At 43.7% G+C, this 24,110-nt stretch carries 25 protein-coding genes; 16 read left to right on the forward strand and 9 right to left on the reverse strand.

Features of this window, described 5'->3' with window-relative positions:
- Positions 1 to 79 precede the first annotated feature (79 nt).
- From CD05_RS0106385 to CD05_RS0106410, 6 genes are all read right to left on the reverse strand, one after another.
- Positions 80 to 1,492 carry an aminopeptidase gene (locus tag CD05_RS0106385; protein ID WP_037322851.1) on the reverse strand — a complete coding sequence of 471 codons (1,413 nt, stop codon included), beginning with the start codon at positions 1,490 to 1,492 and terminating at the stop codon, positions 80 to 82.
- Positions 1,446 to 2,108 carry a lytic transglycosylase domain-containing protein gene (locus CD05_RS17705; protein WP_084262118.1) on the reverse strand — a complete coding sequence of 221 codons (663 nt, stop codon included), beginning with the start codon at positions 2,106 to 2,108 and terminating at the stop codon, positions 1,446 to 1,448. The genes CD05_RS0106385 and CD05_RS17705 overlap by 47 nt, the downstream gene beginning before the upstream one ends.
- A complete protein-coding gene (gene coaE, locus CD05_RS0106395; RefSeq protein ID WP_028509796.1) occupies positions 2,101 to 2,703 on the reverse strand; it encodes a dephospho-CoA kinase in 603 nt (200 codons plus the stop codon). The genes CD05_RS17705 and coaE overlap by 8 nt, the downstream gene beginning before the upstream one ends.
- Positions 2,700 to 3,713: an L-threonylcarbamoyladenylate synthase gene (locus tag CD05_RS0106400; protein WP_028509797.1), complete on the reverse strand. Its 1,014-nt coding sequence runs from the start codon at positions 3,711 to 3,713 to the stop codon at positions 2,700 to 2,702. The genes coaE and CD05_RS0106400 overlap by 4 nt, the downstream gene beginning before the upstream one ends.
- Positions 3,713 to 4,795: a peptide chain release factor 1 gene (gene prfA / locus CD05_RS0106405; RefSeq protein WP_028509798.1), complete on the reverse strand. Its 1,083-nt coding sequence runs from the start codon at positions 4,793 to 4,795 to the stop codon at positions 3,713 to 3,715. The genes CD05_RS0106400 and prfA overlap by 1 nt, the downstream gene beginning before the upstream one ends.
- 61 nt (positions 4,796 to 4,856) lie before the next feature.
- On the reverse strand, positions 4,857 to 5,045 hold the full coding sequence (locus CD05_RS0106410) for a DUF951 domain-containing protein (protein ID WP_028509799.1): 189 nt from the start codon (positions 5,043 to 5,045) through the stop codon (positions 4,857 to 4,859).
- 301 nt (positions 5,046 to 5,346) lie between these two features.
- Between CD05_RS0106410 and CD05_RS0106415 the strand changes: the two genes are divergently transcribed.
- From CD05_RS0106415 to scfB, 8 genes are all read left to right on the forward strand, one after another.
- Positions 5,347 to 6,615, forward strand: a complete 1,269-nt coding sequence (locus CD05_RS0106415) for a diaminopimelate decarboxylase (protein WP_037322853.1) — start codon at positions 5,347 to 5,349, stop codon at positions 6,613 to 6,615.
- On the forward strand, positions 6,612 to 7,151 hold the full coding sequence (locus tag CD05_RS0106420; RefSeq protein ID WP_028509801.1) for a flavodoxin family protein: 540 nt from the start codon (positions 6,612 to 6,614) through the stop codon (positions 7,149 to 7,151). The genes CD05_RS0106415 and CD05_RS0106420 overlap by 4 nt, the downstream gene beginning before the upstream one ends.
- 162 nt (positions 7,152 to 7,313) lie before the next feature.
- Positions 7,314 to 7,592: an Asp-tRNA(Asn)/Glu-tRNA(Gln) amidotransferase subunit GatC gene (locus CD05_RS0106425; RefSeq protein WP_028509802.1), complete on the forward strand. Its 279-nt coding sequence runs from the start codon at positions 7,314 to 7,316 to the stop codon at positions 7,590 to 7,592.
- A gap of 12 nt (positions 7,593 to 7,604) precedes the next feature.
- The gene (gatA, locus tag CD05_RS0106430; RefSeq protein WP_028509803.1) at positions 7,605 to 9,059 is read left to right on the forward strand and encodes an Asp-tRNA(Asn)/Glu-tRNA(Gln) amidotransferase subunit GatA; all 1,455 of its coding nucleotides are present in this window, start codon (positions 7,605 to 7,607) and stop codon (positions 9,057 to 9,059) included.
- A gap of 17 nt (positions 9,060 to 9,076) precedes the next feature.
- Positions 9,077 to 11,950, forward strand: a complete 2,874-nt coding sequence (gatB, locus tag CD05_RS21385) for an Asp-tRNA(Asn)/Glu-tRNA(Gln) amidotransferase subunit GatB (RefSeq protein ID WP_198021578.1) — start codon at positions 9,077 to 9,079, stop codon at positions 11,948 to 11,950.
- Between the two features lie 97 nt (positions 11,951 to 12,047).
- Positions 12,048 to 12,461 (forward strand): TIGR04086 family membrane protein, encoded by a 414-nt coding sequence (locus CD05_RS19575; protein ID WP_051588858.1) that lies wholly within the window; start codon positions 12,048 to 12,050, stop codon positions 12,459 to 12,461.
- Between the two features lie 87 nt (positions 12,462 to 12,548).
- On the forward strand, positions 12,549 to 12,692 hold the full coding sequence (gene scfA, locus CD05_RS20295; RefSeq protein WP_084262119.1) for a six-cysteine ranthipeptide SCIFF: 144 nt from the start codon (positions 12,549 to 12,551) through the stop codon (positions 12,690 to 12,692).
- 93 nt (positions 12,693 to 12,785) lie between these two features.
- Positions 12,786 to 14,156 (forward strand): thioether cross-link-forming SCIFF peptide maturase, encoded by a 1,371-nt coding sequence (gene scfB, locus CD05_RS0106455; RefSeq protein WP_028509804.1) that lies wholly within the window; start codon positions 12,786 to 12,788, stop codon positions 14,154 to 14,156.
- A 56-nt stretch (positions 14,157 to 14,212) separates the two neighbouring features.
- Here the strand turns inward: scfB and CD05_RS0106460 are convergent, their stop codons facing one another.
- From CD05_RS0106460 to CD05_RS0106470, 3 genes are read right to left on the reverse strand one after another with little or no spacing between them, the layout of a single operon-like run.
- Positions 14,213 to 16,963, reverse strand: coding sequence for a transglutaminase-like domain-containing protein (locus CD05_RS0106460; protein ID WP_028509805.1), 2,751 nt, complete (start codon positions 16,961 to 16,963; stop codon positions 14,213 to 14,215).
- A gap of 24 nt (positions 16,964 to 16,987) precedes the next feature.
- Positions 16,988 to 18,178, reverse strand: a complete 1,191-nt coding sequence (locus CD05_RS0106465; protein WP_028509806.1) for a DUF58 domain-containing protein — start codon at positions 18,176 to 18,178, stop codon at positions 16,988 to 16,990.
- 16 nt (positions 18,179 to 18,194) lie between these two features.
- Positions 18,195 to 19,160 (reverse strand): MoxR family ATPase, encoded by a 966-nt coding sequence (locus tag CD05_RS0106470; RefSeq protein ID WP_028509807.1) that lies wholly within the window; start codon positions 19,158 to 19,160, stop codon positions 18,195 to 18,197.
- A gap of 154 nt (positions 19,161 to 19,314) precedes the next feature.
- On the opposite strand from CD05_RS0106470, the gene CD05_RS17725 reads away from it, so the two are divergent.
- From CD05_RS17725 to CD05_RS0106510, 8 genes are read left to right on the forward strand one after another with little or no spacing between them, the layout of a single operon-like run.
- On the forward strand, positions 19,315 to 20,244 hold the full coding sequence (locus tag CD05_RS17725; protein ID WP_051588859.1) for a hypothetical protein: 930 nt from the start codon (positions 19,315 to 19,317) through the stop codon (positions 20,242 to 20,244).
- 9 nt (positions 20,245 to 20,253) lie between these two features.
- The gene (locus CD05_RS0106480) at positions 20,254 to 20,748 is read left to right on the forward strand and encodes a stage III sporulation protein AB (protein WP_084262120.1); all 495 of its coding nucleotides are present in this window, start codon (positions 20,254 to 20,256) and stop codon (positions 20,746 to 20,748) included.
- 14 nt (positions 20,749 to 20,762) lie between these two features.
- Positions 20,763 to 20,960, forward strand: a complete 198-nt coding sequence (gene spoIIIAC / locus CD05_RS0106485; RefSeq protein WP_028509809.1) for a stage III sporulation protein AC — start codon at positions 20,763 to 20,765, stop codon at positions 20,958 to 20,960.
- Position 20,961: 1 nt separating this feature from the next.
- The gene (locus tag CD05_RS0106490) at positions 20,962 to 21,348 is read left to right on the forward strand and encodes a stage III sporulation AC/AD family protein (RefSeq protein ID WP_028509810.1); all 387 of its coding nucleotides are present in this window, start codon (positions 20,962 to 20,964) and stop codon (positions 21,346 to 21,348) included.
- Positions 21,345 to 22,475, forward strand: a complete 1,131-nt coding sequence (locus tag CD05_RS0106495) for a stage III sporulation protein AE (RefSeq protein ID WP_028509811.1) — start codon at positions 21,345 to 21,347, stop codon at positions 22,473 to 22,475. Before CD05_RS0106490 ends, CD05_RS0106495 begins: the two co-directional genes overlap by 4 nt.
- A gap of 13 nt (positions 22,476 to 22,488) precedes the next feature.
- Positions 22,489 to 22,941: a hypothetical protein gene (locus CD05_RS0106500; protein WP_028509812.1), complete on the forward strand. Its 453-nt coding sequence runs from the start codon at positions 22,489 to 22,491 to the stop codon at positions 22,939 to 22,941.
- Between the two features lie 16 nt (positions 22,942 to 22,957).
- A complete protein-coding gene (locus CD05_RS0106505) occupies positions 22,958 to 23,512 on the forward strand; it encodes a hypothetical protein (RefSeq protein ID WP_051588860.1) in 555 nt (184 codons plus the stop codon).
- Positions 23,513 to 23,533: 21 nt separating this feature from the next.
- Positions 23,534 to 24,070 (forward strand): SpoIIIAH-like family protein, encoded by a 537-nt coding sequence (locus tag CD05_RS0106510; protein ID WP_028509814.1) that lies wholly within the window; start codon positions 23,534 to 23,536, stop codon positions 24,068 to 24,070.
- The last annotated feature ends 40 nt before the right edge of the window (positions 24,071 to 24,110 follow it).

Raw genomic sequence — 24,110 nt, forward strand, 5'->3', positions numbered from 1 at the left:
AGACTGTCGATTTGAGCAAACAGGCAAAAAGATATCCGCAGGCTTTAAGATAAGACCTGCGGATGAATACACTATTTAATTACTTATCCTCAAAGAAGCAGAGGAATGCTTTATAACCGTTATATATATCATTCTTGGCAGTTATCTCAAAAGGAGCGTGCATAGAAAGCACAGGAACACCTACGTCGATAACGTCAATGTTAAGGTTTGCTACAAACTGAGCGACTGTTCCGCCGCCGCCTGCATCTACCTTGCCAAGCTCGCCTGTCTGCCAGATAACACCGTTTTTGTCCAAGAGCATCCGTACTCTTGCCACAAATTCAGCAGACGCATCAGATGTGCCGGATTTACCCCTTGAACCTGTAAACTTTGTAACACATATGCCGTAATTCATGTGTGCTGCGTTGTTTTTCTCTGTAGGTTCAGGGAATGTCGGGTCATATGCTGCGTTAACATCAGCAGAAAGACATTCAGAGTTGGATATTACCTGTCTTTCATCAAAGCCGTGTGTTTTGGCAAGGTCAAATATGAAATAGGGAAGATATGAGCTGTTAAGGCCTGTGTTGCCGTCGCTTCCTGTTTCTTCCTTGTCTGTAAGAACTGTAAGAGCAGTCTTTTCGGGAGTCTTGCAGTCAAGAATAGCTTCAAGAGCAGGGTATGCGCATACTCTGTCGTCCTGACCGTAGGAGCCTACAAGGCTTCTGTCAAATCCTACATCAGCAGCTCCGAATGCAGGAACAGCTTCAAGCTCTGCTGAGATGAAATCATCTTCTACTATACCATATTTTTCATTAAGTATAGACATAATGTTGAGCTTGACCTTTTCTGAGATATCATCATCTCTGAAAGGCCTTGAACCGATAAGCACATTGAGCTCCTCGCCCTTGACGATAGCAGGAGCCGGGCGCTTCATCTGCTCGGTAGCAAGGTGCGGAAGAAGATCGGTAATGCAGAATACAGGGTCGTTCTTGTCCTCACCGATGTTTACTGTAACTTCCTCACCGTCAGCCTTGATTATTACACCGTGAAGCGAGAGCGGAATAGTTGTCCACTGATACTTCTTGATGCCGCCGTAGTAATGTGTCTTGAAAAGCGCAAGCTCGTCAGCCTCGTAAAGCGGATGCTGCTTTAAATCGATCCTCGGTGAATCGATATGCGCTACAGCTATCCTTACACCCTCGCTCAGAGGCTTTTTGCCCATAACGCCAAGGATAACAGCTTTCTTTCTGTTGACATAGTAGAACTTGTCGCCGGCCTTGTATTTCTTGCCGTATTCGTATTCTGCAAAGCCCTTTTTCTTTGCCAGCTTAACAGCCTCTATCACAGCTTCACGCTCTGTTTTTGCGCTGTTAAGGAACTTTTTATAGCCCTCGCAGAACTTGTCTGCCTTTGCTATCTCCTCATCGCTCATAATGAGCCCTGAATTCTTCGAGTTTGAGAAGAGCTTATCCTTCAGCTTTTTTGCTTTGCTCTTTTCTTCCTTTTTCTCCATTATTGTTTTCCTCCTTTAAAATAATTTTGTATGCATCATATGCTTTTCTTATCTTATTAATATAGTGGCTCGTCTGGTCGTTTTCCTCAGGTATCTGTTCGACTTTGAAATTCTGAGGGTCGATAGTGCCCTGCTCTATCCAGCTGTCAACAAGCCCAAGGCCGCAGTGATAAGCGGCAGCCGCAAGATCTATAGAGCCGTCGTACTTTTCAAGCAGAAAGCTCAGATAATATGTCCCGTATCTGATATTCGTCTCCGGGTCAAACATCACATCAAAATTGTATTCGCTTTTATCATCAAGCCTGTATTTCACCCAGCTGTATGCGTCCTCCATAAGCTGCATGAGCCCTCTTGCACCAACATTAGAAACAGCATTCTCATCAAATCCGCTCTCTGTTTTTATAACTGCATATATGAATTCCGGCTCAACATTGTATTCTCTGCTGTATTTAAGTACATATTCCTCATACGAGGTAGGGTAGGTGAATTCCTGAGGGCCTATGTATCCTTTCTTTTGATAAAACACATATCCTGCAAAGATAGCAATAGCTATGCATACTGCCAGTATCGCAAGCATTGCACTCTTTGCAGATCCGTTTTTTCTTTTTTTAGCCATTTATCATTGTCCTTATAGTTTCTGTTATTTTTAGTATTTCGCTTATGAGCTCCTGCTCTCCGGCATTGTTGGATATTATGTATCCGCACCGCTTAATGAAAAACTCCTCGTCTCTCTGTGATGAAAACCGCTTTTCTATAAGCGCATCATCTATGCCGTCACGAGCCATTATCCTTTTCTTTCTTATATCTTTAGCAGCAGTAACACCTATAACAATATCACAAAGCCCTTCCATTCCGGCTTCAAATAAAGTCGGCGCATCAAGCACTATGGCCTGATATCCGTTTGAGCTGTAAAGTGATATAAGGTCATTAGTCACTTGAGTAATGTAGGGATATATAATGCCTTCATACAGCCTCAGCTTATCCATGTCTGAAAACACTGTCTCAGCCATTTTTCTTCGGTCAAGAACGCCATCTTCTGAAACAGCCTCCGGAAAATGCTTTCTTATCTCCATATTGCAAAGGCTTCCGTCAGCCGTCACTTGCTTTGCGACCTTGTCACAGTCTATAACTGCAAAGTCCTCCTGTTTTCTCAAAGTGTCGCTGACGGTTGTTTTACCGGCTCCGCTTTGTCCTGTAAGTCCTATTATCATAGCTTTATCACCTGAAAGCCTGCCGCACGCAGCAGCCTGTTATATACAGCAAGCCCTACACCTGTTTTCTCGGGGCAGCGAGCGTAAGCCTTTTTAGCGCCTATCTCATCAAGCTGTCTCAGTGCGTCAAAGAGCTTCTGCGCCTGCTGCTTGCTGTCTGCGCCGTAGTTTATGTATCGAAGTGAAGTCCCTTCGCAATCACTGTCAGAAAACACAAGACAAACAGTCTCACTGTCGCCGTGCTCACTGACATATGCTCTGAACTTGTCAGCATCTGCGTCAATTATCGTAACATCAGCCGTAGGGGAGTAGTGCTTGTATTTCATTCCCGGAGAACGCACAACAGCATCTGCTGAGAGCTGCTCTAAAACGCCCTTGTCTATCAGAACATTGTCTGTTACTTCACAAAGGTCTTCTTTTGAAATGAAGCCGGGCCTGAGTATGCGAATGCTGTCACCCTCAAAGCAGATAACAGTCGATTCAACGCCTACAGCACTCATTCCGCCGTCAACTATCGCCGGGACACGGCCGTTCATATCCTTGAAAACGTGCATCGCCGTGGTAGGTGAAGGGCTCCCCGAAAGATTTGCCGAAGGCGCTGCAATGGGAACACCTGCATAGCTTATTATCTTTCTTGCATATTTGTTTGAAGGCATCCTTATGCCTACCGTATCAAGCCCGCCGCTCGTAGTATCTGGTATTATCGGTTTCTTTTTAAAAATCATAGTCAGCGGCCCCGGCCAGAACTGCTCAGCACATTTTTTTGCAAGCTCGGGTATCTCTTCAACGAGCCCTTCAAGCTGAGAAAGCTCGCTTATATGCACTATCAGCGGATTGTCCTGCGGCCTGCCCTTTGCTTTGAAAATGTCACCTACAGCCTTTGTGTCAAGAGCATTTGCTCCCAGTCCGTATACAGTCTCTGTAGGTATGCCGACGACCTTGCCTTCTCTTAAAAGCCTTCCCGCAAGCCTCAGTGACTCGTCATCGGTGTTTAACAGCTTTGTTTCCATTAGTTTGCGCCTTCCTGCTTTGAGAGCTTGGCTGCCTGGTCTGCTGTGGCCAGAGCATCTATGACCTCATCAAGATTACCGTTGAGAACACTTTCGAGCTTGTATATCGTAAGACCTATCCTGTGGTCTGATATGCGGTTCTCAGGGTAGTTATATGTTCTTATCCTTTCAGAGCGGTCGCCAGTACCTATCTGTGAACGCCTGTCTGATGCTATCTTGTCATCATGCTCACGCTGCGCTATGTCAAGAAGCCTTGAACGCAGCACCTTAAGCGCCTTGTCCTTGTTCTTGTACTGTGAACGTTCGTCCTGACATTCAACGACCATGCCGGTCGGGATATGTGTTATTCTTATAGCAGACGAAGTCTTGTTTATGTGCTGACCGCCAGCACCCGACGAACGGAATACATCTATCTTGAGGTCTTTTTCTTCATTGAGCTCAAGCTCAACATCCTCAGCCTCAGGTAAAACAGCTACAGTTACAGTAGAAGTGTGTACTCTGCCCTGTGACTCTGTCTCAGGCACACGCTGTACCCTGTGAACGCCGCTTTCGTATTTGAGCCTTGAATATGCACCCTCGCCCTCTATCATGAAGGATATTTCCTTAAATCCTCCAAGTTCGGTCTCGTTAGCATTCATTACCTCGGTTTTCCAGCTGCGTGAGTTTGCATACATGGTGTACATTCTGTAAAGTGAGTTCGCAAAAAGTGCTGCTTCTTCGCCGCCAGCCCCGCCTCTTATCTCAACGATAACATTCTTTTCATCGTTGGGATCCTTGGGCAGGAGAAGTATCTTAAGCTCCTCGCCGAAGGTCTGCATATCCTGCTTTGACTGCTCCAGCTGTTCCTGCACCATTTCCTTGAAATCCTTATCCAGACCGCCCTCATCGAGCAGCATAACAGCTTCTTCGTTAGCTTCTTTTGCCTGAACGTATTCCTTGTACTTCTCAACTATAGGAGTAAGGTTTTTATATTCCTTCATAAGCTCTTTGTACAATTCCTGATTATTGACAGTATCAGGCTCGCTGAGCTTCTCACTTATCTCACTGTATCTTTCTTCAAGTATCTTTACTTTCTCTATCATAAATGAACGTCCTTTCGTTATAAATATCAGTCTGTCATATAATTCTGTTCAGTAAACACAGCTATGACTCGGCCGCTTTTATAACGCTCTTGACGTTCTTTTCTGCCTTGTTCCTCGGTATCATAAACTCTCTGCTGCAGCCCTCGCATCTTAATTTGAAATCCATTCCTGAGCGGAGCACAAGCATTCTGTTAGCACCGCAGGGGTGTTTTTTCTTCATAAGCAGAATATCGTTTTTCTCAATATCCATAGTTTATCCTTTCATAAATCAGCTGCCGCAGCATATCCTAAAGCTCTTTTGCAAAGCATACGTTATGTCCATATCCTGTTCTCCGTAAACTATACAAGATAAAAAACCAACTTATATTATAGCATATTATTTGGTTTTTGGCAACTGTTTTTAATAACGATACATATATTATAGCTAAAAACAAATGCTAATTTTAATAATTTTATCTGTTTTTATTAAATTTCTCGTATATTCTTGACGAATTTGCCTGAAAATGTTATTATTATAGTGTATTTTTATTAGTGAAAGGATATGCTTTGTTATGAAAACACCGTTTATCACAAAGGAAAAAGCACAAGAGATCAAGGCTCAGTTCCCGACACCTTTTCATGTATATGACGAAAAGGGTATAAGAGAGAATGCAAGAAAGCTCAATAAGGCTTTCTCATGGAACAAGGGCTATAAAGAGTATTTTGCAGTAAAGGCTACACCCAATCCGTTTATTCTCCAGATACTTAAGGAGGAGGGCTGCGGCGTTGACTGTTCGTCGCTCACAGAGCTTATGATGAGCGAATGCTGCGGTTTCAGCGGCTCTGATATCATGTTTTCTTCAAACGTTACTCCCGAGGAGGATATGAAGAAGGCATTCGAGCTCGGCGCATATATAAACCTTGATGATTTCACACATATCGAATTTCTTGATAAGCTCTGCGGTATCCCTGAGAATATCTGCTGCCGTTTCAATCCCGGCGGTGACTTTGCTATCTCCTCGCAGATAATGGATACTCCCGGAGACGCAAAGTACGGCTTTACAAGAGAGCAGCTTTTCGAGGGCTTTAAGATTCTCAAAGAAAAGGGTGCAAAGCATTTCGGCATACACGCATTCCTTGCATCTAACACTGTTACAAATGAGTATTATCCCAAGCTCGCAAGGATCCTTTTTGAGCTTGCAGCAGAGCTCCATGAAAAGCTCGGTGTAGATATCAAGTTCGTAAATCTTTCAGGCGGTGTCGGTATCGCTTATGAGCCTGACAAGCCTCAGAACGACATCATGGCAATAGGCGAGGGCGTTCATAAGGCATTTGATGAAGTGCTCGTTCCTGCAGGACTTGGCGATGTTGCTATATTTACAGAGCTTGGCAGATTTATGCTTGCTCCTTACGGCCACCTTATCACAACAGTCACCCACTTCAAACACATCTATAAGGAATATGTCGGCGTTGATGCCTGTGCCTGCAACCTTATGAGACCTGCTATGTATGGCTCGTATCACCATATTACAGTTCTCGGCAAGGAAAACGCTCCCTGCGACCATAAATATGATGTTACAGGCGGTCTTTGCGAGAATAACGATAAGTTTGCTATCGACAGAATGCTCCCTGAGATCGAAAAGGGAGATATCCTCTGTATCCACGATGCAGGTGCTCACGGCTTCTCAATGGGCTATAACTATAATGGCAAGCTGCGCTCAGCTGAGATCCTTCTTAAGGAAGACGGCAGCTTTAAGATGATAAGACGTGCAGAAACTCCTGCCGATTACTTCGCAACATTTGATTTCTGCGACATAATGGATAAGTATCTGAATAAATGAATGCACTCGTGATAAACTGCAGCCCCGTCAGAAACGGCGCCACTGCAAGGATAACTGAAGTGATATCAGACGAGCTGTCAAAAAGATATGCTGTTAAAAGTGTATGCATCGACGATTATAGCTTTGCATTCTGTTCAGGCTGCCGTTCATGCCATGAAACTGCAAAATGCATACATAACGATGATATCGACCTGATAATGGGCGAGTTTGAAAAAGCAGACATTATAATCTGTGTTTCTCCGTCATACTGGGCGGATATCCCCGGCCAGTTCAAGGCATTTATCGACAGATGTACTCCGTGGTGTGATACTCACGAGCCGCATCGTTCGCTCAGCAACGGTAAGAAAGGCTATGCTGTTGCGCTTCGTACAGGCGGCAGTATGGGGGAGTGTGAACAGATAATCAGAACGATATCTCATTACTTCGGCCATCTTCATATAGAGCTGTGCGGCAGCAAAGGCTTTTGCAGTATAGAGCACAGAGAACAGGTCGCTGAAATAACACCTGAGATACAAGCTTTCTGCAGCAATATTTAATTTGTAAATAGTTATTTCGGCCGGGGTAATGCTCACCTCGGCCGGTTTTGCTTAAAAAACATAAAATTTTCCTCAAAAACTCTTGCAAATGCCCTGTAAATGTGGTATAATATTAAATTGAGTTAGTTTGTAAACTTGCATTTTTATGAATGGAGGATATATATGGACTTAAATACCGTAAAATACTTAGCCGACCTGAGCAAGCTCGAATATACCGATGAAAAGCTCACTAAAACGGCAAGTGAGATGACAAGCATAATGGAGCTTATGGATACCATTAAGGATATAGACATAAGCTATGATGCATACAAGGATAATCATAATGTTTTCCTTGACGGCTTAAGGCGTGATGAGGTTATGCCTTCTATGCCTACAGAAAAGGTGCTCTCAAATGCAGTCAATTCAAAGAATTGCTTTGTTGTACCTAAGGTCGTTGAATAAGGAGGCATTATAATGGATATCAGTACAATGACAGTTCATCAGCTCAGAGAAGCGCTTGATAAAAAAGAGCTCTCCGCAAAAGAAGCTGCTCAGGGCTATTTTGACAGGATAGAAAAATACGATAGCGAGCTTGACTGCTATATAACCCTTACACAGGAAAAGGCTATGCAGCAGGCAGAAAAGGCTCAGGCAAGGATAGATAAGGGCGAGGCTGCTCCTCTTACAGGTATTCCTATGGCTATTAAGGACAATATCTGCACAGAGGGCGTAAAGACTACCTGCTCGTCAAATATCTTAGAAAACTTCATTCCGCCTTATAATGCAACAGCAATGGAAAAGCTCGATTCGCAGGATATCGTTATGCTCGGCAAGGTGTCTATGGACGAGTTCGCTATGGGCGGCTCAACTCAGACATCCGCTTTCAAGAAGACAAAGAACCCTTACGATAAGGCTTGCGTTCCCGGCGGTTCATCCGGCGGCTCGGCAGCTGCTGTTTCGGCTGACCTTTGTGCAGCAGCACTTGGTTCTGATACAGGCGGCTCTATAAGACAGCCTGCTGCATTCTGCGGCGTTACAGGTATCAAGCCCACATACGGCAGAGTATCCCGTTTCGGCCTTGTAGCATTCGCTTCGTCTCTTGACCAGATAGGCCCTGTTGCTAAAGACAGCTTAGACTGCGGTATCATTCTTAACGCTATCTGCGGCAATGACCACCACGACAGAACAACTTCTCTCGAAGCAGTTCCCGATTTCACAGCTAAGATAGGCAAGGATCTTAAGGGAATGAAGATAGCAGTTCCTTCCGAGTTCTTTGCTGAGGGTATCGACGATGAAGTCAGAAAGACTGTTTTAAAGGCTGCTGACGAGTATAAGGCTATGGGCTGTGAGCTCGTTGAGTGCTCTATGCCGTCACTTAAATATGCTATCCCTTGCTATTATATCCTTGCCTGCGCTGAGGCCGCATCAAATCTTTCGAGATATGACGGCATCAAGTACGGTCACAGAACAGCAGAAGCTGCTGAGAGCTATGAGGAGCTTATAGTAAAATCCCGCTCCGAGGGCTTCGGCGACGAGGTCAAGAGAAGGATACTTCTCGGCAACTACTGCCTTTCAAGCGGTTATTATGATGCTTATTACAGAAAGGCACTTGCCCTGAGACAGCTTATCAGAAAAGAATACAATGATATATTTGAAAAATGCGATGTTATCCTGACACCTACAACACCTTCCGTTGCATACAGGCCTGACGAAAAGGTAGATGACCCGGTAAAGATGTATCAGGCAGATATCTGCACAGTTACTGTAAATATCGCCGGTCTTCCTGCGGCTTCTACGACCTGCGGATATAACGACAAGGGTATGCCTATCGGTATGTCGGTTATCGGAAGAAGATTTGACGAAGCAACGATCTTACAGGTAACAAGCGCATTTGAAAACGGCTTTAAGACCGTTAAGCCCAAGCTTTGAAATGGAGGTAAAGACAAATGAGTGAATACAGAACCGTCATAGGTCTTGAGATCCATGCTGAGCTTTTGACTAAGACAAAGATATTTTGTAACTGCTCTGCCGAATTCGGCGGCGCACCTAATACAAGAGTATGCCCTGTATGTACAGGTATGCCGGGTACACTCCCGATAATCAACCAGACAGCTGTTGAGTATGCTGTCAAGGCAGGCTATGCTCTTGGCTGCGAGATAAATAAGTTCTCTGTTTTTGACAGAAAGAACTATTTCTATCCCGACCTTCCAAAGGCTTATCAGATATCACAGCTTTACTACCCGATAATCGGTGCAGGCGCTGTAACTATCGAGGTAGGCGGCAAGAAAAAGGATATCAGGATAAACCATATCCACCTTGAAGAAGATGCCGGTAAGCTCGTTCACGATGACTTCAACGGCGTGTCTTTAGCAGACTATAACCGCTGCGGTATCCCGCTTATCGAAATAGTTACCGAGCCTGATATGGCATCTGCTGAGGAAGCAATGGCTTTTGTTGAGCAGATATCACTGCTCTTGCAGTATGCAGGTGTCTGCGACTGTAAAATGGAGCAGGGCTCACTAAGATGCGATGTCAATATCTCTATAATGAAGCCTGATGCAAAGGAATTCGGTACCCGTGCCGAGATAAAGAATATCAACTCGATAAAGAGCGTTGGCCGTGCTATCAAGTACGAGGAAAGAAGACAGGCTCTTCTGCTCGACGCAGGTAAGAAGGTCGTTCAGGAGACAAGGCGTTATGACGCTAACCGTGATAAGACTACTTCCATGCGTTCAAAAGAGAATGCTAATGACTACCGTTATTTCCCCGAGCCTGATATTCTCCAGGTAAACCTCACAGATGAGCAGTTAAAGGAGATAAGAGCAAAGCTGCCTGAGCTTCCTAACAGCAGAATGAAGAAGTATACCGAGCAGTATGGCCTTTCGGCTGTTGATGCTAATATCCTTATACAGTCCAAGACTGTATCTGACCTGTTTGAGGATTCGGTAAAGGTCTATAATAACCCCAAGAGCATATCCGTGCTCATACTCGGTGAGTTTATGAGACGTGTCAACTTAGGCGAGATAGACCCTGCAAATATCACCTTCACCCCTGAAGACTTTGCTTCACTTGCACGCCTTGCTGATGAAGAAAAGATATCCAAGTCAGATGTTAAGTCTATATTCAGGATAATGGTCGATAAGGGCGGCAAGCCTGAGGATATCGCAAGAGAAAACGGTATGCTCATTACAGTTGATACTGCAAAGGCAGAAGCTGTTATCGACGATGTGCTTAAGACAAATGAAGCACAGGTCGCTCAGTATATAAACGGCGAGCAGAAGGTATTCGGCTTTATTATGGGTCAGTGTACCAAGGCTCTTAAGGGCGTTGCTACACCTAAGGTCATCAAGGAGATACTTGATTCAAAGCTCAAAGCACTCTCAGCAAGCGTTACTGCCGAGAAGACAGAAGAAGCTGCCGAGGAACAGACAGCCGGTATATCCAAGCTCACCCCTTATGAGAACAAGGATAAGTATGTTCCCGAAGTAAGCGGCAATATGGTAATGGTATCGCCTGAAAAGCTCGTAAAGGAAATAACCATTGCAGATATTCTTGATAATGTAGGCAAGGAAGTTGAATTCAGCGGTACAGTACACAGAGTAAGAAAGTACGGAAGCATATCATTCGTTGTTATCAGAACAGCATTCAGCGTTATACAGACAGTTTACTCTGCTGACACCTGCAAGGACAGCATCGAGGGCGTAAAGGAAGGCCAGTTCGTATTCGTCAAGGGTTCTGTAAAGGAGAACACCAAGGACTATAACGGCGTTGAAGTCGTTCTTTCTGAGCTTAAGCTGATAAGCGCTCCTAAGTATGATTATCCGCTTAAGATATCTCAGGGCAGACTTAACTGCACTATAGACGTTAACCTTGATAACCGCTCAGTTTCTCTCAGAAACCCATATGAAAAGGCAACATTCAGACTTCAGGAGGGTATCGTTCAGGGTATGCATAAGTTTATGCAGGCAAACCACTTTACTGAGATACATTCTCCTAAGATAGTTGCACAGGGCGCAGAGGGCGGCGCTAATATCTTCAAGCTCGACTATTTCCAGAAGAACGCATTCCTTAACCAGTCTCCTCAGTTCTATAAGCAGACAATGGTAGGCGTGTTCAACAGAGTATATGAGATAGCTCCTGTTTACAGAGCAGAAAAGCACGCAACATCAAGACATCTTAACGAGTATATCGGCCTTGACTTTGAAATGGGCTTCATTGACTCGATGTATGATGTAATGGCTATGGAAACAGCAATGCTCAAATATATCTGCGAGTATATAAAGACAGAGTACGCTGACGAGGTTCGCTTCCTTGAAGCAGATATTCCTACTATCAAGGAAATACCTTCTATCAAGTTCATTGATGCTATAACAATGCTCAGAGGCGATAACGGCGGCACAGGCAAGAAGTTTGACCTTGACCCCGAGGACGAGGTAAATCTCTGCAAGTACGCTAAGGAAAAGTATGACAGTGACTTTATCTTCGTTACACACTTCCCGTCATCCAAGCCTCCGTTCTATGCCATGAATTCAAGAGAAGACCCCAGAGAGGCTTATAAGTTCGACCTTCTGTTCAGAGGGCTCGAGATAACCTCCGGCGGCCAGAGAATACATGACTACGATGAGCAGGTGCAGAAGATGATAGACCAGGGTCTTGACCCCAAGGACTTCGAGAGCTATCTTGAAGCTCATAAGTATGGTCTGCCACCTCACGGCGGCCTCGGTATCGGCCTTGAAAGACTTCTCATGAAGATGCTCAACCTCTCAAATGTAAGAGAGACTTCGCTCTTCCCGAGAGATCTTAACAGACTTATGCCTTAATAGTATATCACAGCACCGGTGTCATTTCATAATGATGCCGGTGCTTTTTGTCATAATTCTTTAAAGCCACGCATATGATAAATATGGGTGATAATATATGATGAAACACAGAACTCATCTCAGGCGAATAAAAAGAATAAAGCCCGACCCGGTGCTGCTTATAATACTTGCAGGTGTGGCAGGGTATGTGGTCGTTTTTGCAATGATCACGGTGTTTTCAGCACTTTCTTCAAGAGCATCGCCGGATGATGACTTGATGAGTGTTTTCACAGCGCTTGCTCTGTTTGCAGGTGCATATGCCGGAGGTTATATCAGCGCTAAAAACAGGCATAAGAACGGTCTTTTAATGGGAGTGTGCTGTGGATTATTCATGTTTTTGATAATACTAATAGTAGGAACTGTCATTTCACATCATACAAACGGCTTCGGCGCACCGGTAAAGTTCCTTATAACAGTTGTTGCCGGGGGAGTCGGCGGCCTGATAGGAGTAAATTCAACCACCTTCAGATAAATATTTAACTGCTGTTCATACTTACATAATAAAAATGGTCGCAAAATATGGTATAATGAATAAAATTGATATACGGAGGAATGGATTATGAAACATATCAAGACCATTAATAAGGCTAATTTAAAGGCTACAGCTGCAAAGGGCGGCTGCGGTAAGTGTCAGGCTTCCTGCCAGTCTGCTTGCAAGACTTCTTGCACAGTTGCTAACCAGAAGTGCGAGAAAGAGGCTTGATCTTTAGATCGTGCTAAAAAATGTCATTGTATTAAAGGGGATCGGATTTATCCCCTTTAATTTTTTATTTGTGTAATGAAAGGAATACCCAGAATGATACATAAGTTTAAAATTGACGGATATAATATAGTTCTCGATGTCAACAGTGGGGGAGTTCATATCGTTGATGACCTGACATATGATATCCTTGAAAATGTCGAGCCGCCTTTCACAAAAGAGTGCCCCCCGGAAGTGCTCAAAAAGCTCGGCAAGCTCTATAACCAGCAGGATGTTATCGAATGCTATGAAGAGATAGTAAGCCTTTATAATGATAAGATACTTTTTTCTGAGGATGACTACGAGAAATTTGCTAAAACGGCAGTTTCCTCTCCGGTAAAGGCTATGTGCCTACTTATCTCTCAGGACTGTAATATGAGATGTAAGTATTGCTTTGCATCTACCGGCGATTACGGTAAGGGCAGAAAGCTCATGAGCGTTGAGACAGGAAAAAAGGCGCTTGATTTCCTTATTGAAAAATCTGAGGACAGAAAGTTCCTTGAAGTCGATTTCTTCGGCGGCGAGCCTATGATGAACTTTGACGCTGTAAAGGAAATAGTTGAGTACGGCAGACAGCGTGAAAAGGAGACAGGCAAGGAGTTTCGCTTCACTATCACGACAAACGGCATTATAATGAACGACGAGCAGCTCGATTTCATAAATAAGGAAATGAAAAATGTCGTTCTTTCAATAGACGGCAGAAAAGAAGTCCATGACAGAATGCGCCCGACAGCCAACGGTAAGGGCACATATGACCTCATAGCTGATAATTTCAAGCGTTTCAGAGCAGTCAGAGGCGATAAGGAATACTATGTCAGAGGTACATACACCAAGTATAACCTCGACTTCTCAGAAGATGTAATGCACCTCTATGAAATGGGCTTTGACCAGATATCTGTTGAGCCTGTTATGGCTGATCCTAAAGAGCCGTATGCGATCACAGAGGGTGATCTTGCAAGGATATTCAAGGAGTATGAAATACTTGCTCATAAGATAAGCGAAGTGCTCAACAGCGGTAAATTCATCAACTTCTTCCACTTTATGATAGACCTCGACCAGGGTCCGTGTGCTATCAAGCGCCTCAGAGGCTGCGGAAGCGGTAATGAGTATATCGCTATCTCACCGGACGGTGACATATATCCCTGCCACCAGTTTGTCGGTATCGAGAAGTTCCATATGGGAAATATCCACGAGGGAACATTTGACCTTGATATCAAGAAGGAATTTGCAGGCTCTCATGTTTACTCCAAGCCCGAATGCAAGAAGTGCTGGGCTAAATTCTATTGCAGCGGCGGCTGTAATGCAAATAACTATCTGTATGCCGGCGATATACATAATTCACATAAGCTGTCATGCCAGATACAGAAAAAGCGCCTTGAATGTGCTATCATGATGAAAGCAGTCAAGCTGCTTGATAATGCAGAATAAACATAAATAATTACAGGACACAGAGCTTACTTAAAGTCTGTGTCCTGTTTTTTGGTTTAATATAGATTTGCGATTATCACAGCGCCGAGCTTTTTAATGGGATTGAGCTTCTGACTCGTTTCTTTAACGATAGAAGAAAGAGCCTCTCTGCATTTTGAACTTATGCTCTCATCAGGCTCGCTCTTGCCAAAGTAAGTCGATATCGCATTCTCAGACAGGAATTCAAAGCTGCTGCTCGATTCCTCTGAATAGCCATGATCCTTCATCTTCTCGATTATCTTTGTCAGATCCTTGGAATCGCTCTGATTCTCGCTTTCCTTGATGCCCATAAGGCTCAGATACCTCAGCGATGCATTGTAACAGCTCTTTACAGCCTTGCCCATATCGCTGCTGTTTATTGAACCGTTGAGCTTTTTAAGATTATATGCACGCCTGAGTATTATTATCACGATAAGAAGCAATATGATTGCTATATATATGATTATCATATTGACACCGCTTCCGCCGTCACCGCTGAATGGCCCGCCGATAACACCGCCAGCGCTATCTGAGCCTGAACTGTCCGAATCGACTGCTTTATCGGTAGATACAGCCTTTGTTGTAGTCGAGGCTTTTGTCTCAGAGCCGCCATTGCCGGTCTGCTTTGTCGTAGTTGTTGCAGGCTTTGAATCGGTGTCCTTTGTGTTTTTGGTCGTTGTGGTAGTCTTAGGAGCTGCCGTTGTAGTCGTTGTAGTACTTCCGTCAGGCTTTTTATCGTCTTTCTTGTCTAAGTTCGGGTTAGTATCTTCATATCCAGGAGTAAACTCGATCGGTATCCAGCCAAGCTCTCTTGTGTAGATCTCTGCCCACGCATGAGCACTCTTATCCTGGACTTCGACTTCGTTCATGTTGTCCTCATTGTGCTCTCCAAGTTGGTCAGGGTGGATTATATAACCCTCAACATACCTTGCAGGTATGCCGTAATGCCTGAGCAGCATAACACCTGCCGATGCAAAATATGAACAGTAGCCCACCTTCTGCTCTGATATGAAATAATCAATAAAATCTCTGTCAGATGGTGTTTTGCCGGGGTCAAGAGTGTATTTGAAGTTATCGTCAAAGTAGTTCGATATAGCGTTGACTATATTTATATAGCTTGAATAATTCGCAGAACCGGATTCATATACCGCCTGATAACCCTTCTGACCAAGATAGACTGAATCAATATTATCCACAGCCTCTGCCAGACCGTCAGATTCTGTTACATCAAGGTAAGTATTGATGACATATTCATAGTAATCATACTCATATTTAGTCTCAGTCGCATCTCTTAAGTATTCAGAGTTATAGCACATCCTCAGAAGCCCTGTGTCGGCATTGCCGCCGAATTGCCTTAAGTAAGATGGGGCTTTTGATAAATTATAATAATTCATCAGATAATTTCTCGCACGAAGCCCGACATAGCCTTCCACAGAAGGCTTGCATTTGTCGCTTCCGTCGTTATTATCACTCGCATAGGAAGTAAAATATGGGGCGTAGGCATATTTCTTGCTTGCGCCTTTTATTGTTACTGAGAACTCAGAAGGGGAGTACTTTACATTCTCGACCTTTGTCATTCTTGTCAGCTTGTTGAAACCGATATCCTGGATATAACACTCATTCTCATCTGCAAAGTCCTCAAGACTGTCGCCCGGGTCTATCTCGTCCCATGAATTGTCGTGATAATCACCGGCAACAAAGCCTTTGAGATATATCGGATAATCAGAATCATCTATCGTCACTTCAAGAGCTGTCGAGCCGTTAAAGCTGATCTTATCCACCGTACCGAGCTTGCCGCCGTTCGTGCCGCCGATATTGGTGTTTCCGAGAAGTGTGTCATTAAGGTCGGAAAGCGTGTTGGTCAGCGAACGGTAAGACATATCCTCAATAAAGTTTGAAAGGTCTCTTCTTGCCTGTATCATCTTGTCAGGCCTGTCCTTGCCTACAGCCGAAACGATAGAATACAAGAGCAGCACGATACATACACATATAATGAACATCGAGTATATGTACTTTGTAAAGAAGCCCTTTTTCATCTTGTCAGAAGTGAAATAAAAGGTCTTTTTCCGTGGGTGTATGGCAAAAGTATTCCTTATGCCGGCCTTGTTTGCCGAATAATTGACAAGTTGAAGTGCAAATACCGTTGTCCAGCAAACAAGAAGAAGTAAAAAGCAAAGCGTCGAAGGCTTCCAGCCCCAGTAAGCACCTATCTCAAACAAAGGGAAGGAGAACAGCACCATACACGGCAGGTTTATCTTGTAATAGCAGGAAAATACCATGCCAAAGCAGATTATCAGTGCTAAAAGAATGATAAACAGATTAACGTCAGAGCTTCGCTCAGATCTCGGTATATCCTCCACCATAGCTGAAAGCACCGAGTTTGGTTTGTTTGCTTTTTTCATGTACTCTGAATAGAGTACTATAAACCCGTTGGCTATCTTTCGGTAAAACAGAGCAAACGGTATAATATGCAGCCCGATGACCACAAGGCCTATAAATCTTAAAAAGCTCTCCTCGCTTTTTACTATTGCAAATGAGGTACACAGAACGATTATCGAGAATGACACCAGAGCCAGATTAGCTTCCGTGTCAAAATATGACAGCCCCAAAAACATTGTCGAAAATGCCGCTACAACTGATATAAAAAGCAGCAGCAGCCCGGAATGGTCTTTCATTGGCTTGTCGATATGCAGCAGTATGTCGCCGTCGATCTTCATTCCGTCTATCAGAATGTAGTCACGCTCATGCTTGCGTTTTTTCTTGGTTTTGTTATCTTTTGTCTTGTTCATTTTGTCACCTGTTCATAAACGCCTTTACAGTAGCAGCTCATTTATCGAGCTCTCGATCTTTGAAGGACGAATGCTGATTATATCTATATTGTCATATGTTCCTTCAAATGAATTGTTTTCATCGCCTGAGTAAAGAATCGTATATCTCATAGCTATCTCACAAGATGAGATAAGCTCTATAGTTTTGTCACTGAGTGTATTTGTTATATAAATAAAATGCCCGAACCGTGTGCTTTCACTCGCAGTTGCAAAGTATTCAGTAAGCACCTTGTTATCCTCAGAAGACCTTGCACATTTAAGATAGTCTCTGATGCTGTCAGTATCATCTTCTATTTCCTGCGAGAGCTTCTCTGTGAGCTTTTTGCCAATCTCGTCATACCATATCATTGTATGAGGGCAGGCACTTTCGGAAAGATAAGCACCTATCGCATAGAACGCCTCGATCACAGCGTCGTATTTTTCAAGCTCAGCCGTAGTATTGTTCTTCATGCATACATTGGCCGCAAGACAGATAGAATTCGCTATGGGCAGCGAGTATTCCTTTACATATGTAGTATCTGTCTTGGCGGTGAGCTTCCAGTGGATCCTGCTCATTTTGTCGCCGTATTGATACTCATGTATACCGAATATCTCTGACGGATCATCGCCCTGCTTGTGCTCTGAGAACCTGTCGGATTCGAGCCCGTAATCCGCATAGTTGGTCACGTTGTTTTCAAGAGGTATATATTCCGGAATAAACGTCACGCTCACAGGAGTGCTCTGGAAATTCTTTTTTGACAGCCTTATCCTTGTCAGCTTCATGATATCATACAGCTTGATCTTTTCGATCTTTGCTGAGATAGAGCCGTAATGGTCACTTGTGGCACTTAGCCTCAGAAGCTGTACGTTATTGGAATATATAGGCGTAACGACTTTTATGATCGAGCCTTTGTTGGTAAGCGAATTGATATATCTGATATAAATAACAGCATTGGATATCAGAAATGGTGATCTGTTTTCAAGCCGCAGCATAAACGGGCTGTCATGCCCTCTCGGATAAACCCTGCTGTCGGATTTGAAAGAGACAGTAGTTTTTCTTGAAGATATCAGTATCCTTATAAATCCAAATACCGGCAGCACCAGCAAAAAGAAAAACAGATAGTATGATATCGGCCCTAAATACAGGATATAAAACAGAAAAGCTACTATCAGAAGCAGAAAGTAAACAAAGATCATTTTCTGCCCTCCGTTATCACTGTACCTTGGGAACAGGAACAGTCGAGAGGATATCCTTGAGCACCTGCTCGCCTGTAAGACCGTTTATCTTGGACTTTGACCCAAGGATAACTCTGTGCAGCACGACATCATTAAAGCTGTAGTGTATATCATCAGGGATAACATAATCTCTGCCCTTTAATAAAGCAGTTGCCTTTGTCATCTTAAGAAGTGCTATAGTACCTCTCGGAGATAGACCGAGCTTAAGATACTGGTTGTTTCTGGTAGCGTCTGCAAGCCTTACTATGTATTCAAGCACGGCATCATTGATATAGATAGCATCGACTATCTCCTTAGCCTTGATAAGCTCAGCAGCTGAGACTACCGGCTGAACACTGTCTACCGAGACATAATTCTGCTTGGTCTTAAGCATCTCGACCTCGCTTGAAATGTTGGGATAACCCATTGTAAGACGAACAATAAATCTGTCCATCTGAGACTCGGGGAGCATCTGTGTGCCTATCGAGCCTACAGGGTTCTGTGTTGCGATAACTATGTACGGGTCAGGCAGCTTGTATGTCTTGCCGTCAACAGTCACCTTGCCTTCTTCCATGAGTTCAAGAAGCGCAGACTGTGTCTTTGACGACGTTCTGTTAATCTCGTCCGCAAGGAAAAGATTTGTCATTGCAGCGCCTTTTTTATACTCAAATCTGTTTGTCTCTTTATTGAGCATAGTAAAGCCCACAACGTCTGACGGCAGCACATCAGGTGTAAACTGCATTCTTTTATAGTCAAGGCTCAAAGCCTTGGACATAGCAAGAGCAAGCGTTGTCTTACCGACACCGGGTATATCTTCAATAAGGATATGTCCTCCGGCAAGAATTGATAATAACACCTTGATTATTATCTCGTCCTTACCGATAACGACCTTTCTCACCTCAGATATAACGCTTTGTGAAAGACTTAAAACTCTTGCCTGTTCTCCTGTCAAACTGTTTTGCATTTTATTATCTCCTTTGTTTTTATTTATAATTATATCATATCATATTTTAACATATTTTTCAAGCCTTATTTCAAATATTTATGTATTTTACGTTATATTTTAAACAGCCGTTTCATAAAATGATAATGGACAAACCAAATGGAGTGGATATCCTATGCAAAAAGAGAAAAACAAGTTAAATTTCGCAGCAGATCTGCTTACACCAAGAGTCTCAGCGGCAGTTATGAGCATACCGGAGATCGAAAGACAAAGGATAAACGAGATACGCTTAAGGCTCTCAAAGCCGCTCTCCTGTACGATCTTTTCTAAGGAATACTTTGTGACCCCGACAGGCAGGCTTACAAACTCCCCGCAAGACGGCATTATCATTTCTCAGGAAGATATAGCCGTAACGTATGATAAAGCCTTTGAAAGCTCGCTTCACAGCTATCAGAAAGAGATAAGACAAGGCTATATCACTACAGAAGGCGGCAATAGGGTAGGCTTCTGCGGAACAGCAGTATTGTCAAACGACCGCCAGTCAAGAGTGGAGAATGTCAAGCATATATCTTCAATAAATATCAGGATAGCACGAGAGGTCATAGGCTGTGCGGAATCACTATATAAAAGGGCTTTCGCCGACGGTGCTGTAAGCCTGCTGATAGGCGGCAGCCCATCAAGCGGAAAGACTACTATACTGCGTGACCTGTGCAGGCTTTGCAGCAGAGACTACCGTGTATCACTCATAGACGAAAGGAATGAGCTTTCAAACTCTAAAAACGGTATACCCTGCAACGATGTCGGCAGCAAATGCGATGTCTTCTGCGGTTATACCAAATATGATGCAATAATGACTGCCGTTAAGGTCATGACACCGCAGATTCTTATCTGTGACGAGATAGGTTCAGAAGACGACCTCAGAGCTCTGCGGTATGCGATAAATTCAGGTGTCAAGCTCATAGCGACAGCCCATTGCAGCAGTCTTGACGACCTGAAAAAGCGCCCTGTCGTATCCAAGCTGATAAAGAACGGCTGTTTCGATATGGCTGTTATTCTGAATAACGGTGCTGCCAGCGGCACCGTTAAGAGTATAAGCAAGCTGTAGGTGATATGATTGATTAAACTGTTGGGTATAGGCTGTGTATTCTTGTTCTGTGCATTTTTGGGCAAGTATTATGCATCATCATATGAAAGCGAGTATAAAAGAGTAAGCCTGCTGTGTGATATGCTGTTTGATATCAAGACTTATATAGGCTTTGAGAGCATGACACTATCTGAGATAACAGACAGACTCAGCCAAAAAACCGAGTATAAAGCAATTAGCTTCATATTGACAGACCACAACAAAAAGGATATAAGAAGTAAGATATTATATTCTCTTGAAAGATACCCCATATTCAAAGCAGGGGAGTATAACGAACGATTAACAAGGCTCTTTAGCAGGCTCGGCACAACGGATAAGCAGTCTCAGATAGAGCTTATAACCGGCACAGTCAGCTATTTTGAAGGACAAGCAGATATGCTCAGAAACGACCTTGCCGTTAAGAAACACCTTTATAACAGTCTCGGCATAGCTGCCGGTGCGCTTATATCAATACTATTGCTGTAAAGCGGAGGAATATTATGGAAGTAGACCTTATATTTAAAATAGCAGCTATCGGGATAATAGTATCAGTCCTCAATCAGCTTCTCAAACGTGCCGAAAGGGACGAGCAGGCGATGATGACAACACTTGCAGGGCTCATCGTCGTCCTGCTTATGATAATAAACGAGATAGCCAACCTTTTTGAGACTATAAAATCCGTTTTCGGGCTTTACTGATATGAATATCATTGCAATATGTGCAGTATGCATCATCACGGCTCTGCTGTGCAGAGTGCTGGCAAAGGACGGTGCCGGGTTTTCGGCTCTGCTGTCACTGTGCGCTGTGATAATGATAGGTGCTGTATTTCTCTATAACGCATCAGATGCACTGTCTCTTGCCAAAAGGCTATATGACAGTTCTGTGACTGACAGTAAGTATTTTGACATAATGATTAAAGGTGCAGGCATATGCATCATCACAAAAACAGCATCAGACAGCTGCCGTGACTGCGGTGAAAACGCTCTTGCTTCTGCCGCCGAAACAGCAGGCAGACTTGCTATGCTGATGACGGCAATGCCTCTGTTCAGTGGAGTGCTGTCACTTGTTGAGGAGTTGATTGATTGATAAAAAAGCTATTTTTGATACTGCTGGTATTTTTGCTGTATCAGCCGATAAGCTGTCATGCATACGATGATGATACAGCCGCAAAGGTCCAGGAATACCGTGAGGAGATAGACCGTTCGCTTGAAGGCGCATACGACGATGATACCAAAGAAACACTCGATCAATACGGTATATCCGCCGATAACCCTGCAGCTGCTTCACAGCTGCGGATATCTGATATAATACAAAGCATATGGCAGAGTTTTATAAATGCACTAACCGAGCCACTAAAGATACTCGGCAAGCTGACAGCGATATGCGCATTCACAGTAATGATAAAAAGCGTTGGCGGCGACAGTCCGCTCGGCGATACATATGATACTGCCGGAGTTCTTGTATGCATAATGATACTCTATGACAGTACAAGCAGTGCCCTCAGCTTTGTAAAAAGCTCACTTGAGGATATATCTGTGTTCATGACGACATATATCCCCGTGTTTTCAAGCGTGCTCGCTTCAAATGCCAATCTCTCATCAGCGGCAGGGTATTATTCAGTAATGTTTGTTCTGTGTGAGATAATAAGCTATGCTGCTTCAAATATCCTTCTTCCTTTTTCAGGAATGGTGTTTGCTCTGAGTATAGTCAGCTCGGTAAACGGCGCCTTACAGCTTGACGGAGCTATCAATTCGATAAAAAGTGCTGTAAAATGGCTGCTCACCGCACTTATGACGATATTTACTGCTGTGATATCAATAAAAGGCATCGCCGGAGCAGCGGCGGATTCAGTTGCAAGCAGAACAGTCAGATTTGCAGCATCGAGCTTTATACCTATTGTCGGTGGCTCGGTATCAGAGGCGTATTCCACAATATACGGCAGCCTCGGTATAATACGCTCCGGTGTGGGGCTTATAGGTATTGCCGCTGTTGCAGTAATAGCACTCAGACCGATAATCACAATAGCTGCATTCCGGCTCGTGATAACCATAGCAGGCATCATCAATGACCTTTTCGGCCAGAAGCGGTTTTCGGCACTTCTGAACGGTCTTGGCGGAGTGCTTACTATATCACTTGGCATAATAACAGCCTTGTCTATGATATTCATAATATCCACAGCCGTGATAATGCTCACTTCAATGAATTCAGTGTAGGGGTGTGAAATCCATGGACACATTCAGGCAGATAGTGCTTACAGCCTGCATAGTCGGTATTTCCGACAAGATAGTCAGTATTGTCTGCGGTGACAGGTATATGCCGCAGATGAGGCTGATAACCGCAATGGTAATGATACTCAGCATAGGCTCACATTTAAGCGGAGGAATAGAGCTGCCTGATACATCATATTATGAACAAGAGCTTGAATACGCTGAAAACCGTACAAGCGAGGATTATCTTGATTGCATTGAACAGTCGATATCAAACAGGGTAGGAGAGATATACAAAAATGAAGGGATAACACTTGAAAACATCAGCATAGCAGTCTCATATGATGAATATAAATATATAAACGTAGATGAGATAACTCTTTACACAAGTGACGCTCAGGTAACAGACAAAGAACTGAAAAAGATCATTCTGCCGTATTTTCCGGATTCGGAGATCAATATTATCAGATAAAGGAGGATGTTTATGCTTGGGATACATTGATATTCAAAACAGGATAAAAGCAGCTTTATCAAAGCTCGACAGAAAGAAACTGATAGTATTCATCGGAATAGCCGGTATGCTGCTTATACTACTCTCAGAACTTATTCCTGACAGCAAAAAGGAAACCGGCAACCAGCCCTCACAGCAGGATGATGACCCCGATTCTGAGATATATAAGCAGCAACTTGAAGACGAGCTCGGAACGATACTATCAAGAATCGACGGGATAGGGGATGTGAGCATAATGATAACACTTGACGGTACAACGGAGTACGTTTATGCAGAGGAGCTTGACACAACTACTGACAGCAACGACGGCAAGAAACGTGAGAGCTACCGGAGCAGTATTGTAATAACAGAGAACGGCGGTGATAAAAAAGCGCTTATAAAGAAAATAATCAGACCGCAGGTGACAGGAGTGCTTGTCGCCTGCACAGGAGGTGACGATATAAAGATAAGGGAACAGGTGATAGGCGCAGTCAGCGCTGTTCTCGGGATACCCGCAGGCAGGGTATATGTATCAAAGCTATCACAAGAATAATCTATGAAAGAGGTAACAAATATGAAAAAGCCAACACTTATTATCGGAAAAAAACAGATAATCCTTGCAGGAATGACACTGCTTCTCGGTGCTGCTATATATGCAAACTACGCCGTAACGGCAAGTGAGGGGATAAAGACAACAAAGGTGGTTGACAGCAAGACAGTTAATTACGGCGAAGCTGAGCTTGTCAGCACATCTGATGCGTCAAGCGACTATTTTGCGCAGGCAAGGATAGACAGAATGAAGTCAAGAGGAGAAGCCGTTGAAACGCTCAAATCAATTATGAACGGCGGCGATGCAACAGAAGAAGAAAAAAGCGTAGCATCAGAGCAGGCAGCCAATGTTTCCGGCCTTATTGAGACCGAGAGCAAGGTCGAGGATCTTATAAAAGCACAGGGATTTGATGACTGCGTCGTTTATCTTGACGGGGCAAACGCTAACATTGTAGTAAAGTCTGACGGGCTCGATACAAACGAAGCCGCTCAGATAAAGGATATACTATTGAGCGAAGTCAATGTTGCCAATGAAAATATAAGAATAGTCGAACAAAACTGAGATAATTTACATATAACAGCCGGTGATAGAAGCCGGCTGT

It is taken from the genome of Ruminococcus sp. NK3A76, from assembly GCF_000686125.1.
Lineage (GTDB): Bacteria > Bacillota > Clostridia > Oscillospirales > Ruminococcaceae > NK3A76.